This window comes from Streptomyces sp. NBC_01306, from assembly GCF_026340465.1.
In the GTDB taxonomy this organism is placed as follows: Bacteria; Actinomycetota; Actinomycetes; order Streptomycetales; family Streptomycetaceae; genus Streptomyces.
In genome coordinates this window covers 4208038-4220276 of record NZ_JAPEPC010000001.1, presented here as the reverse complement: position 1 = coordinate 4220276, position 12239 = coordinate 4208038, and the positions used below count along the sequence as shown (strand labels likewise).

General features: G+C 72.0%; 10 protein-coding genes. 7 read left to right on the top strand and 3 right to left on the bottom strand.

Going from position 1 to position 12239, the window contains the following annotated elements; all coding sequences use genetic code 11:
- The first annotated feature begins 38 nt into the window (after positions 1 to 38).
- The 3 genes from OG385_RS18655 to OG385_RS18645 all read left to right on the top strand — a co-directional run bounded on the left by OG385_RS18655 (position 39) and on the right by OG385_RS18645 (position 3277).
- On the top strand, positions 39 to 707 hold the full coding sequence (locus tag OG385_RS18655) for a bifunctional DNA primase/polymerase (RefSeq protein WP_266855791.1): 669 nt from the start codon (positions 39 to 41) through the stop codon (positions 705 to 707).
- Between the two features lie 168 nt (positions 708 to 875).
- Entirely contained in the window at positions 876 to 1652 is a 777-nt protein-coding gene (locus OG385_RS18650) for an ABC transporter ATP-binding protein (protein ID WP_266855789.1), read from the top strand.
- On the top strand, positions 1649 to 3277 hold the full coding sequence (locus tag OG385_RS18645; RefSeq protein ID WP_266855787.1) for a transporter: 1629 nt from the start codon (positions 1649 to 1651) through the stop codon (positions 3275 to 3277). Before OG385_RS18650 ends, OG385_RS18645 begins: the two co-directional genes overlap by 4 nt.
- A gap of 43 nt (positions 3278 to 3320) precedes the next feature.
- Here the strand turns inward: OG385_RS18645 and OG385_RS18640 are convergent, their stop codons facing one another.
- Positions 3321 to 4187, bottom strand: a complete 867-nt coding sequence (locus OG385_RS18640) for an alpha/beta fold hydrolase (protein WP_266855785.1) — start codon at positions 4185 to 4187, stop codon at positions 3321 to 3323.
- Positions 4188 to 4888: 701 nt separating this feature from the next.
- The gene (locus tag OG385_RS18635; protein WP_266855784.1) at positions 4889 to 5581 is read right to left on the bottom strand and encodes a metal-dependent transcriptional regulator; all 693 of its coding nucleotides are present in this window, start codon (positions 5579 to 5581) and stop codon (positions 4889 to 4891) included.
- A 126-nt stretch (positions 5582 to 5707) separates the two neighbouring features.
- On the opposite strand from OG385_RS18635, the gene OG385_RS18630 reads away from it, so the two are divergent.
- Both OG385_RS18630 and OG385_RS18625 read left to right on the top strand, forming a co-directional pair.
- Positions 5708 to 6478, top strand: a complete 771-nt coding sequence (locus tag OG385_RS18630) for an SIS domain-containing protein (RefSeq protein WP_266855782.1) — start codon at positions 5708 to 5710, stop codon at positions 6476 to 6478.
- A 231-nt stretch (positions 6479 to 6709) separates the two neighbouring features.
- Entirely contained in the window at positions 6710 to 8182 is a 1473-nt protein-coding gene (locus tag OG385_RS18625) for a (2,3-dihydroxybenzoyl)adenylate synthase (protein WP_266855780.1), read from the top strand.
- On the opposite strand, the gene OG385_RS18620 is transcribed toward OG385_RS18625, so the two are convergent.
- On the bottom strand, positions 8154 to 9263 hold the full coding sequence (locus OG385_RS18620; RefSeq protein ID WP_266855778.1) for an Lrp/AsnC family transcriptional regulator: 1110 nt from the start codon (positions 9261 to 9263) through the stop codon (positions 8154 to 8156). The two genes, OG385_RS18625 and OG385_RS18620, sit on opposite strands and share 29 nt — an antisense overlap.
- A 136-nt stretch (positions 9264 to 9399) precedes the next feature.
- Between OG385_RS18620 and OG385_RS18615 the strand changes: the two genes are divergently transcribed.
- Together OG385_RS18615 and OG385_RS18610 are read left to right on the top strand one after the other, a co-directional pair.
- On the top strand, positions 9400 to 10863 hold the full coding sequence (locus OG385_RS18615; RefSeq protein ID WP_266855776.1) for an MFS transporter: 1464 nt from the start codon (positions 9400 to 9402) through the stop codon (positions 10861 to 10863).
- A gap of 92 nt (positions 10864 to 10955) precedes the next feature.
- Complete coding sequence (locus OG385_RS18610; protein WP_266855775.1) at positions 10956 to 12158, top strand: M20 family metallopeptidase; 1203 nt, start codon at positions 10956 to 10958, stop codon at positions 12156 to 12158.
- Positions 12159 to 12239: the final 81 nt, after the last annotated feature.

Here is a 12239-nt window from a genome sequence, read left to right as displayed (position 1 = left end):
CCCCGTAACCCCAGGTGGCGGCGGGAGTTGAGCTGTTCGTGAAAGAGACCACCACGGGCACGCAGGCCGCACAGATCCCCAGGCAGCGCACAGAACTGCTGCTGGACAGCGCCGTACGGTACGCGGAGGAGCGGCACTGGGACGTGCTCCCCGGCACCTGGCTGGAGGCGAGGGAGGGCGTCGAGCGGTGCTCCTGCGGGGACAACGCGTGCTTCGCGCCCGGCGCACACCCCACGCGCCCCGACTGGACGGCCGAGGCCACCGGCAGCGCCACAGCCGCCCGCGCCCTGTGGTCCAAGCAGCCGCAGGCCTCGATCCTGTTGCCGACCGGGCGGACCTTCGACGCCATCGACGTTCCCGAGACCGCGGGCTTCCTCGCGCTGGCCCGGATGGAGCGGCTGGACGTCACGCTCGGCCCGGTGACCCGCACGCCCCACCGCCGGATGCTCTTCTTCGTACTGCCGGGCGCCGGGGCCAAAGTGCCCGATCTGGTACGGAGGCTGGGGTGGGCGCCGTCCACGATCGATCTGGCGGTGCGCGGCGAGGGGGACTACGTCGCGGCGCCGCCCACCCGGGTCGGGGCCGCGGGGGCGGTGCAGTGGGCGCGGCGGCCGACAGCCGCCAACCGCTGGCTGCCCGACGCGGACGAGCTGACCGGCCCTCTCGCGTACGCCTGCGGCCAGGAAACCCGGGACGGACGCCGGTAAGCAGGCAGTCCGATGGAGGCAGCAGCCCCGCCGATAGCCGCCCGCCGGTGGCGAGATGGATCCGGTGGGCGGGCGGCCGGGCACCGGGTCCCGGTGCGGGGCCCGGCCGGGCGGCGTCGACCGTAGGGTGGTGGGCGCAAGAGCTGGGACTCCGAAAGGCGCTGCACCATGCCGGACCAGGCAGCCGTACGGGTAAAGGGACTGTGGAAGCGGTTCGGGGAGCAGATCGCGGTCGCCGGGATCGATCTCGATCTGCCCGCAGGCCAGTTCATCGGCCTGGTCGGCCCCAACGGCGCGGGCAAGACCACCACCCTCTCCATGGTGACGGGCCTGCTCAGGCCCGACCAGGGCACCGTCGAAGTTGCGGGCCACGACGTCTGGCAGGATCCCGTCGCGGTCAAGTCGCGGATCGGCGTACTGCCGGAGGGGCTGCGGCTGTTCGAGCGGCTGTCGGGGCGTGAACTCCTCGCGTACAGCGGACGGCTGCGCGGACTGCCCGGCCCCGAGGTCGACAAACGGGCCACCCAGCTCCTGGACGTACTCGACCTGGCAGGCGCCCAGCACAAGCTGGTGGTCGACTACTCGACCGGGATGCGCAAGAAGATCGGGCTGGCCGCCGCGCTGCTGCACAACCCCGAAGTGCTCTTCCTGGACGAGCCGTTCGAGGGCGTCGACCCGGTCTCCGCGCAGACGATCCGCGGCGTGCTGGAGCGCTACACCCACTCCGGCGCGACGGTCGTCTTCTCCAGCCATGTGATGGAGCTGGTCGAGTCGCTCTGCGACTGGGTGGCGGTGATGGCGGGCGGCCGGATCCGCGCGCAGGGCCCGCTCGCCGAGGTACGCGGAACCGCACCCTCCCTCCAGGAGGCGTTCCTCGAACTGGTCGGCGCGCAGGGCAGGCACGCCGGGGAGAGTCTCGACTGGCTGGGCGGGAGCCCGCGATGACCGCGCCGACCGCCACCGCCCCGGACGCCCGGCTGCCCGCCCCCTCCCTCACCTCCGTCTTCATCCGGCTGAAGCTCTCCCTGCTCCGCAACGGCCTGCGCCAGTCGTCGGGCCGCAGGGCCGCGTACATCGCGTCGGTCGCCGTCTCCCTGTTCTTCGCCGCGCTGCTGCTCCTCGGCCTCGTCCTGCTGCACGGCCATGCGCACGCGGGCACCCTGACCGTCATCCTCACGCTCGTCCTCGCGGTGGGGTGGGCGGCGATGCCGCTGTTCTTCCCCGGCGGGGACGAGACGCTGGACCCGAGCCGTCTGGTGATGCTGCCGCTGCGCCCGGAACCGCTCGTACGGGCCCTGCTGGCCGCTTCGCTGGTGGGCATCGGACCGCTGTTCACGCTCTGCCTGGCGGCCGGTTCCGCCTTCGCCGTGGCGACGAACGCGGCGGCAGCGGTGGCCGCCGTCATCGCCGTTCCGCTGACCGTGCTGGTCTGTGTGGCGCTGGCGCGGGCGGTGGCCGCGGCCAACGTCCGGCTGCTCACCTCGCGCAAGGGCCGCGACCTCGCCGTACTGAGCGGTCTGGTGATCGCCATCGGCATTCAGGCGGTCAACTTCGGCGCCCAGCGGCTCGGCAGGGCCGGCGGGCTTTCCGCGCTCGACCCGACCGGGGACGTGGTGCGGTGGCTGCCGCCGGCCTCCGCGATCGGCGCCGTCGACTCGGCGAGCGCCGGCTCGTACGGAGCGGCCGTGGCCCAACTCGCCATCGCCGCCGCCTTCCTGGTGATCATGCTCAGCGCCTGGCGGCGCACCCTGGTCCGGCTGATGACCTCGCCGGACGGCTCGACACTCGCGGCGGCCGGGCCGAACCGCAAGGAGTCGGCGGGGGGCTTCTCGCGGCTGCTGCCCGAGGGCCGTACGGGCACGGTGATGCTCCGGACCCTGCGCTACATCTGGCGCGACCCGAAGACCAAGGCCGCGTGGATCGCCTCGCTCGCGATCGGGCTGATCGTGCCGCTGCTCAACGCGGTGCAGGGCAGCGGTTCCATCTACTTCTCGTGCTTCGCCGCGGGGATGCTCGGCATCCAGATGTACAACCAGTTCGGCCAGGACACCTCGGCGTTCTGGATGGTCGCGCAGACCATCTCGTCGCCCCGGGACGCGTTCGCCGAACTGCGGTCGCGCGCCCTGGCGCTCGCCCTGATCACCGTCCCGTACACCGCGCTGGTCACGGTGGTCACCGCCGGGCTGCTCGGCGACTGGGGCGCACTGCCCGAGGCCATGGGGCTGGCGTTCGCCCTGCTCGGCGCGATGCTGGGGACGGGCGCCGTGACCTCGGCCCGCTTCCCGTACTCGATCCCGCAGGACAACGCCCACAAGAACGTCGCCCCGGGGCAGGCGGGGCTCGCCTGGATCTCGATCTTCGGCGGCATGGTCTCGGCGGCGCTGCTCTGCTCGCCGGTGATCGCCCTGCTGATCGCCCTGCATGTCACGGGTCATGAGCCGTATCTGTGGATCCTGCTGCCGCTGGGCGCGGTGTACGGGGCGGCGGCGGCCTGGGCCGGCCTGCGGGCGGCCGCACCCCAGGCGGCCGGCCGGCTGCCGGAGATCCTGCTGGCGGTCAGCAAGGGGTGAGCTGTGGGGCAGGGAGGAGCCGGCCTCCGCCCCCCGCCCCTCGCTACTGCGCGAGCACCGCGTCCAGGAACGGTTCTATCGCCGCGCGCCACGCCTCGGGCTGGTCGTAGTGGATCAGATGGGCCGCGTCGGCCACTTCCGCGTACTCACCGCGGGGCAGCACCCGGACCATCTCCTGCGACTCCGCCCGGCCCAGCTCGCCGTCCAGACCGCGGACCACCAGCGCCGGGCACTGCACCTGCGCCAGCTCCTCCCAGTGCGCGTCGAAGACCCAGGTCTCGCGGGACCTCAGCATCTGGCGGCGGGAGAAGACCGGCCGCCAGCCGTCGGCGCTCTCCGCCATCACCTCGGCGAAGAACTCACCCCGGGACGGATTCGGGCGCTCCACCCACGGGTCGTCCTCGCCGAACCACTTCCGTACGTCGGCGAGCGTCGCGAAGGGGACGGGCCAGGACGTGAACCAGTCCTCCCATTCGCGCTGGGAGGCTATCCCCAGGGCGGAGGCCCGCATATCGCAGATGATCACGGCCCGGACCAGGTCCGGCCGTTTGGCCGCGAGCTGCCAGGCGGTGAGGGCGCCCATCGAGTGGCCGATGAGCGTAACGGGAGCGAGGTCCAGCTGAATGATCGCGGCCTCCGCGTCGGCCACGTAGGCGTCCCGGGTGTACGGGCCTTCGGCGGGCTTGTCGCTACGGCCGTGGCCGCGCTGGTCGAGGGCGACCGCGCGGTGCCGCTCGGAGAGCCAGCGGGCGGTGGAGGCCCAGTGCGAGGCGCGGCCCATCAGCCCGTGCAGCAGTAAGACGCCGGGCAGGCGCTCGGCGTCCCCGTCGGTCTCCTTGGGCGGGTCGCCGAACTCCCAGGCAGCAAGGCGTACGCCGTCGGGTCCGGTCACGTCGATGCGTTGCACCATGTTCTGGCACCCCCTTCAGTCCCCGGGTGGTCGGTCCGCACCTGCTCGCAGGCCGCTCAGTGGTAATCCGTGTCGCTTCAGTAGATCGGTGTCGCACCACACAGGCTATCGAACTCGCATTCGAAAATGCGCTTCCCTCGCTCAACACCCCACCTTCGAGTGACAACCCCCAAGGGTTGAGGGTTGCTGCCCGGGGGAGATTTCGTGCGGGGGGCGGACCACTCGGGGATGAGGGTCCGGCCAGGCCGACCTTGAGAGCTCGGGGCTCCAGGTCGGCGCGGGGAGGTCAGGCCCCGGCGCTTCCGAGCGCCGGGGCCCTCTGCGTGAGCCGCCCGGCACGGGACCGGGTGCGGGACCACCACTCCGCGCGATGCCCGCTGTGCGACCACTCGGCGCGAGCCCCGCTGGAGGACCACTCGGCGCGAGCCCCGCTGTGGGACCTGGTGAGTCCGCGACCGACGCATACACCTGCTCCCCTCCGTACCGGACGGGCGGGCCGCATCGGACCGCATCAGGTCCGGACCCGGCACCGTCGTCAGGTCTAGGGCCTCAGCCTCGCACGGGTTACGTACGGCCGGGGCCGTTCCCGCACCATTGCGCGGGCCGGCCGCAGCCGCCCGCCCGGCGCCGGGCGGACCCCGGCTCCAGCTCTACTGCTGCTCCTGCTACCGATACTGCTACCGCTCTTGCTGCCGCTCTGGCTACTGCTTGGCCACAAAGACGTGCGAAGCCACCTCGGGGTTGAGCTCGGCCGCCTCACCGCCGCTGCCCACCAGGACCCCGCCGGCCGACTCCGTGACACTCACCACCGAGCCGGGCTGCACCCCCGCGCGACGCAGCGTGTACATCAGCTGGGCGTCGGTCTGGATGGGCTCGCCGATCCGGCGCACCACCACGTTCTTCCCGTCGGGGCCCGGATCCAGCTCGGCCAGGCTCAGCAGGCCCTCGTCGAGGAAGGGATCCGCCTCGGCCTTCTCGCCCAGCTCCTCCAAGCCCGGGATCGGATTGCCGTACGGCGACTCCGTGGGGTGACGCAGCAGATCAAGCACCCGCCGCTCCACCGCCTCGCTCATCACGTGCTCCCAGCGGCACGCCTCCGCGTGCACCTGCTCCCACTCCAGGCCGATCACGTCGACGAGGAGGCACTCGGCCAGCCGGTGCTTGCGCATGACGCGCGTCGCCAGCCTGCGGCCCTCCTCCGTCAGCTCCAGATGCCGGTCGCTCGCGACGGCCACCAGGCCGTCACGCTCCATGCGCGCCACGGTCTGGCTGACCGTCGGGCCGCTCTGGTCGAGCCGCTCCGCGATCCGGGCCCGCATGGGAATCACACCTTCCTCCTCCAGCTCAAGGATGGTGCGGAGGTACATCTCCGTAGTGTCGATCAGCCCACTCATACGTGCCCCTATGTTCCGCTACCGCTATGGCCCTCATCCAATTCTGACGCATACCTCCGACAACCGGCCCGCACAGGACGCGGGCGGTATTGACACTGCCCTGGTACGGACCGCACCGTGATGCGCATGAGCAGCGAGAACAGCGGGAGCAGCGGCCTTGCGGGCGAGTTCTTCGACGCCGCGATCGGTCTGCTGCGGCGGGTACGGGACGAGGAGTCACAGAACGTGACGGCGGCCGGCTCCGCGATAGCCGACACCGTGCAGGCGGGCGGCCGCCTCTTCGCCTTCGGCGCGGGCCACTCCTCGCTCGCCGCTCAGGACGTGGTCTACCGCGCGGGCGGCCTCGCGCTGATGAACCTGCTCGGCGTGCCCGGCACCCTCGGCGTCGACGTCAGGCCGGCCACGCTCGGCTCCGCCCTGGAGCGGGTCAGCGGTCTCGCGAGCGCCGTGCTCGACTCCAGTCCCGCGGCGGCAGGCGACGTACTCGTGATCATCTCGCTCTCCGGGCGCAACGCGCTCCCGGTGGAGATGGCGATGAGCGCCCGCGCCCTGGGCCTCAAGGTCATCGGCGTGACATCGGTGGCGTACACGAAGGAGACCTCGTCACGGCACTCCTCCGGTACGTACCTCAAGGACCACTGCGACATCGTGCTGGACAGCCGGATCGCGGTGGGCGACGCGGAGCTCACCGCCGAGGGCGTCGAGGCACCCTTCGCGCCCGCGTCGACCGTCGTCACCAGCGCGCTGATGCAGGCGATGATGGCCTCGGCGGCAGGCGAACTGGCCCGCCGCGGCATCGAGCCACCGCTGCTGCGCTCGGGCAACGTCGACGGCGGGCCCGAGTGGAACGGCCGCGTGCTGGCGGAGTACGGCGACCGGATCTTCTACCAGAACTGAGGGAACCCGTAACTGTGGTTTCGTCCAGCCGAGTTGCGTACATATCAACCGGAACTCTCATTGAGTGCACCGCGTTTCGGCCATAGGTTCGCGCCGAGACCGACGGTGGGCCGGCAGGCCGCGGCGCTTGGCCGACCTCCTGGAACGGGACCGTGGACCTACGGAATCACGGGACTGTGGAGTGTCCGCCCGTCGGGATCACCGCACCCGCGCCCGCAGGAGGACAGGAAGATGCTGGACGGCTTCACCCCCTGGCCCGAGGAGGAAGCGGCACGCTACCGGCGGGCCGGGTACTGGCAGGGCCGCACGTTCGGCGATCTGCTGCGGGACCCGGCGCGTGAACAGGGCAAGCGGACCGCCCTGGTGCACGGGGACAGCCGCATGACGTACGCGCAGCTGAACCGGCGGGTGGACCGCACGGCCGCCGGTCTCCGGCTGCGCGGCATCCGTCCGGGAAACCGGGTGGTGGTGCAACTGCCGAATGTGCCCGAGTTCGTCGTGACGGTGTTCGCGCTCTTCCGCACCGGGGCGATCCCGGTGTTCGCCCCCGTCGCTCACCGTGCTGCCGAGATCGGCCATCTCGTCCGTACGACCGGGGCTGTCGGCTATGTCGGTCCCACGTCCTACGGCGGTTTCGACCACGCCGGGATGGCTGCGCGGATCTCAGCCGAATTCCCCTTCCTGCGGCGCGTCTTCACCTGGTCCGGGACCGGTACGCCGGCCGGCGGATTCTCCGTGTCGTCGGACGGGTGCCTATCCTTCCCGCTGAGCTCCATCGACGCCCCGCCGGAGCCCGACCCGCCGCTCGACGCCGGGTCGGTGGCCTTCTTCCTGGTGGCCGGTTCCCCGCTGGCCGGTTCCCCGCTGGCCGACACCCCGCCGTCCGGTTCCCCGCCGTCCGGTTCCCCGCCGTCCGGTTCCCCGCCGCCCGGCTCCCCGCCGCCCGGCTCCCCGCTGTCCGCCGGGACGGCCGTACGGCCCGAGCTGATCCCTCGTACCCATGACGACTACGCGTACCAGACCCGCGCCACCGGCGAACTCCTCGGGCTCTCCCGGGAGGACGTGTATCTGGCGACTCTGCCGGCGGAGTCCAACTTCGCCTTCGGCTGCCCCGGCATCGTCGGCACTCTCGCCGCCGGAGGGACCGTCGTCCTGATCGAGAACCCGGGACCCGCGGAGGCCTTCCGCGCCATCGAACGCGAACGCGTGACGTTCACGTCCCTGACACCGGGCATCGCCGCGCAGTGGCGGGACGCCCTGCCCGCCGCGACGGAGGATCTGTCGAGTCTGCGAGTGATGCAGATCGGGGGAGCACCGCTGCACCACGCGCCGGCGGAACGCCTGCCGCCCGGGTTCGGCTGCCGGATCCAGCAGGTGTACGGCATGGCCGAAGTGCTCCTGTCCGCCACCCGCCTCGACGACGCGGAGGACACCGTCCTGGGTACGCGGGGGCGGCCCGTGTCGCCCGCCGACGAGATCCGCATCGACGCGCCCGCCGGGCAGACAGGGCGTGCAGCGCAGGAAGGAGAGACCGGGCAGCCCGGGGAACTGCTGGCCCGTGGCCCGCACACCTTCCGCGGCTACTACAAGGCTGACGCTCACAACGCCCGCGCCTTCACCTCTGACGGCTTCTACCGCACCGGCGAACTGGCCCGGCTGGACGCGCACGGCAACCTCATCGTCCAGGAGACGTCGCAGGCGTAACAGGCGTAACAGGCGTAACAGGCGTAACAGGCGTAACAGGAGTCACCGGCGGCACCGGCGTCACCGGCGCCCAAGGATCGACCGGTACCGCGCCCGCCGCCCGTCCCCTGCCGTCCAGCAGGCGGCCCATCAGCTTGGTCTGCCGCAGCACGATCGACCGGTCCCTGAGCCGGAGCTGCGGCAGCCGCTCGCCGAGCTGGGTCTCCAGCCGCTGTACATCCTGGATGGAGTGCAGCCAGACCGTGAACAGCAGGTTCTGCGGCCCGGTCACCGACGCGCACAGCCGTACCTCGGGAAGGGTGAGCAGGACACGGACCGCCTCCGGCAGCCGGTCCGCCGGGATGCCGGCCCACAGCGTCGCCGACACCGGCCACTCGGTCAGCTCGCGGGCCACCTCGCAGCGCAGCGCCAGATCGTGGTCGGTGACCAGCCGGCCCACCCGGCGGCGGACGGTGGGGGCGCTGAGCCCGACGGCCCGGCCCAGTTCCACGGCGCTCTCGCGGCCGTTGCGGGACAGTTCCGGCAGCAGCGAGCGGTCAGGTCCGTCGAGCCCCGCCGATGAGCCGGTGCGCGGGGGCGGGGAGGTGAGGCGCAGGCGTTCGCTCTGCTGCGTGGTCAGCGCGCGCAGCCGCCACCGGCTGCCCTCGCCGTAGAGACGGGTGCCGATGGAGGCGCGGGTGGAGGTGACGCCGGGCAGCGCGGCGATCCGGCGCAGCAGCAGCTCGGAGAGCTCGCCGAGCCCGGGGACGAAGACCGTGATGAGCAGGTCGCGTCCGCCTGCCATGTGCTCGACGGTGGCGACCTGCGGCAGCGCGACGAGGGTGTCGGCGACGGATTCGACGCTGCCCGCCCGGCAGTCGACCTCGACGAAGGCGGTGCACAGCCGCTCGATGAGACGGCGGCCCGGATAGCCGGTGACCCAGGCAAGACCCGCGCTCCGCAGCCCCTTCCAGCGGCGGGCGGCGGTGACCGGGTCGATGCCGAGGACCGGGGCGAGGGTCTGCCAGGACGCGCGCGGCGCGATTTGCAGCGCATGCACCAGCTGCGCGTCGAGTCCCGAGATGACATCGGATTCCTGCATGGCGCCCGCCTTGCTGAGGCTTTCCTGCGTTCCCAGCGTATTCCGTTTTCCTCGGCAGCGGCACTGAGCAGCATGTCGTCCCATCCAGGCACCGCCGGACACCGGATTCACCGGGCCCATCGGGAAGAGGTTGGCGATGACTTCAGCGGTTGCAGACAGCGCGGCGGGCGACGGCCGCGGCACAGGCCGGTGTACGGCCACCAGCACGGGCACCACCACGGCCACCAGCACCAGCACCAGCACCAGCACCAGCACCAGCACCACCGCAATCACCGGCGCGACGGACGCGCCCACGACGGACACCGCGGCGCGGAGTGAGGGGCGGCGGGCCGGTGCGGCCGGGCGCAAGGCGCTGCTGGCCGCCACCGTAGGCGGCGTGGTCGAGTCCTTCGACTGGACGATCTACGCCGTCCTGGCACCGTTCTTCGCCACCCAGCTGTTCCCCGGCGACGATCCGGCGACCGCCCTGATCGGCGCCTATCTGGGCTTCGCGGTCGGCTTCGTCGTCAGGCCCTTCGGTTCGTACGTCATGGGCCGGATCAGCGATTCGCGCGGGCGCCGCTTCGGGCTGACGCTGAGCATGGCGGTCATCTCGGCGGCGAGCGTGCTGATCGCGATCCTGCCGACGGCCGGCGTGGCCGGGGCAGCGGCGCCGGTGCTGCTGGTACTGCTGCGGCTGGTCCAGGGCGTGTCGATGGGCGGCGAGAACCCGAGTGCCGCCGCATACGTCACCGAGACCGCGCCTCGCCGGCTGCGCTTCCTCTACAGCTCGATCTCCTACTCCGGTGTCGTCATCGGCAACATCCTGTCCTTCGGTGTCCTGACGCTGCTGCTGGCCACTCTCGGCAAGGACGGGGTGAGCGGCGGCGGCTGGCGCATCGGCTTCCTGGTGGCGGCCGGGCTCGGACTGCTGGCCCTGTGGATCCGGCGCAGCGCCGAGGAGAGCGAGGAGTTCGCCGAGCAGGCCGCGGCGGCCGGACCCGGCAGTACGGCGGCCGGGCGCCGCGCCCTGTACCGCGCAAGTGCCCGCAACATCGCCGCCGTCTTCCTGATCAGCGTCGGCGCGACCATCGGCTACTACTTCGGAACGACGTACCTCCCGCAGTACGCCCAGCAGTTGGGCGTCGCATCGGACACCGAGTCGTCGGCGTCGATGCTGCTGCCGCTGCTCCTGCTGATCGCGGCGATGGTCGGCGTCGGCAAGCTCGCCGACCGGCTGGGGCCGCTGCGCACGCTGCGTACGGGCCTGGCGCTGCTGGCCCTGGCGACGGTGCCGCTGATGGTGGCGCTGGCGCACCGGGCGCTGCCGATGTGGGTGGTCACGATCGTCTATCTGCTGCTGATCGCGGCGCCGATCGGCCTGACGAACGTGCTGTTCGCGCAGCTGTTCCCGGTGCCGGTGCGGGTGGTGGCGATGGGTGTGCCGTACACGGTGGCCACCGGCCTCTTCGGCGGTACGTTCCCGCTGCTGGCCCAGGCGATGGGCAGGGCGGGCCACTTGACGATGGTGCCCTGGTGGGCCGCCGGCGCAGCGGCCGTCTCCCTCCTGGGCACACTCCTGATCCGCTTCCCGGAGCGCAGCGGCCCCACCACCGGCTGACCCCGCCGCGCTTCTCCGTCAACGCATCTCCGTCGCCTCCCCTCCCCTCCCCTCCCCTCCCCTCCCCTCCCCTCCCCTCCGAAGGAGCTTCCATGAACCTGCGTGACGACGCCCGTGCCCTGTCCGACGACCTCGTACGGTTGCGCCGCTCGCTGCACCGCATCCCCGAAGTGGGGCTGGAGCTGCCCCGTACCCAGGAAGCGGTACTGGCCGAGCTGGACGGTCTGCCCCTTGAAGTGCGGACGGGCGACGGGCTGAGCTCGGTGACTGCGGTGCTGCACGGCGCGCAGCCGGGCCCGACGGTGCTGCTGCGCGGCGACATGGACGCACTGCCCGTCGCCGAGCGGACCGGTCTGGACTTCGCGGCGGACACCGGCCGGATGCACGCCTGCGGCCACGATCTGCACACCACCATGCTCACCGGCGCCGCCAAGCTGCTCAGCGCGCACCGGGACCGGCTGGCGGGCGATGTGCTGTTCATGTTCCAGCCGGGCGAGGAGGGCTTCGACGGGGCCCGGCACATGCTCGCCGAGGGGCTGCTGGAGACGTCCGGCCGGCGGCCGGACGCGGCGTACGCGATCCATGTGATGTCGGCGGGGCTGCCGAGCGGCGTCTTCGGCACCCGCGGCGGTCCGGCACTGGCCGCCTCCAATGTGCTGCGGGTGACCGTACGCGGCGAGGGCGGGCACGGTTCGATGCCGCACCGCGCCAAGGACCCGGTCCAGGCGGCGTGTTCGATGGTCAGCGCCCTTCAGGTGTGGATCACCCGTACCTTCGACGTCTTCGACCCGGTGATCCTCACGGTCGGTTCCTTCCACGCCGGGACCAAGCAGAACGTCATTCCCGACACGGCGGTCTTCGAGGCGACGGTACGAAGCTTCTCGCCCCAGGCGCAGGCGCGGATCAAGGACGGCTCGGTCGAGGTGTGCCGTGGCATCGCGGCAGCGTTCGGGGTGGGCGTGGACGCGGACTTCGCCGAGCTGTATCCGGTGACCGTCAACGACCACGCCGAGGCGGACTTCGTGGCCGATGTGGTGCGTGACGCGCTGGGCGAGGAACGCTATGCGGCGCTGCGGCAGCCGCTGCACGGCTCGGAGGACTTCTCCCGGGTGCTGGCCGAGGTCCCCGGCGCGATGCTCACGCTGGGTGCCCCGCCGGCCGGTGCCGACCCGGAACGCAGCGCCAACAACCATTCCCCGCTCGCCGAGTTCGACGACGCGGTCCTGGCGGACGGTGCCGCGGTGTACGCGGAGCTGGCGGCCCGGCGGCTCGCCCAGGAGCCGGTGGCAGGCTGAGCGAGGCCGGGGCCTTCCGTTTGGATCAGGCCTGATCACGCCTGATCACGCCTGATCAGGCTGGATCGGGAGGGATCACGC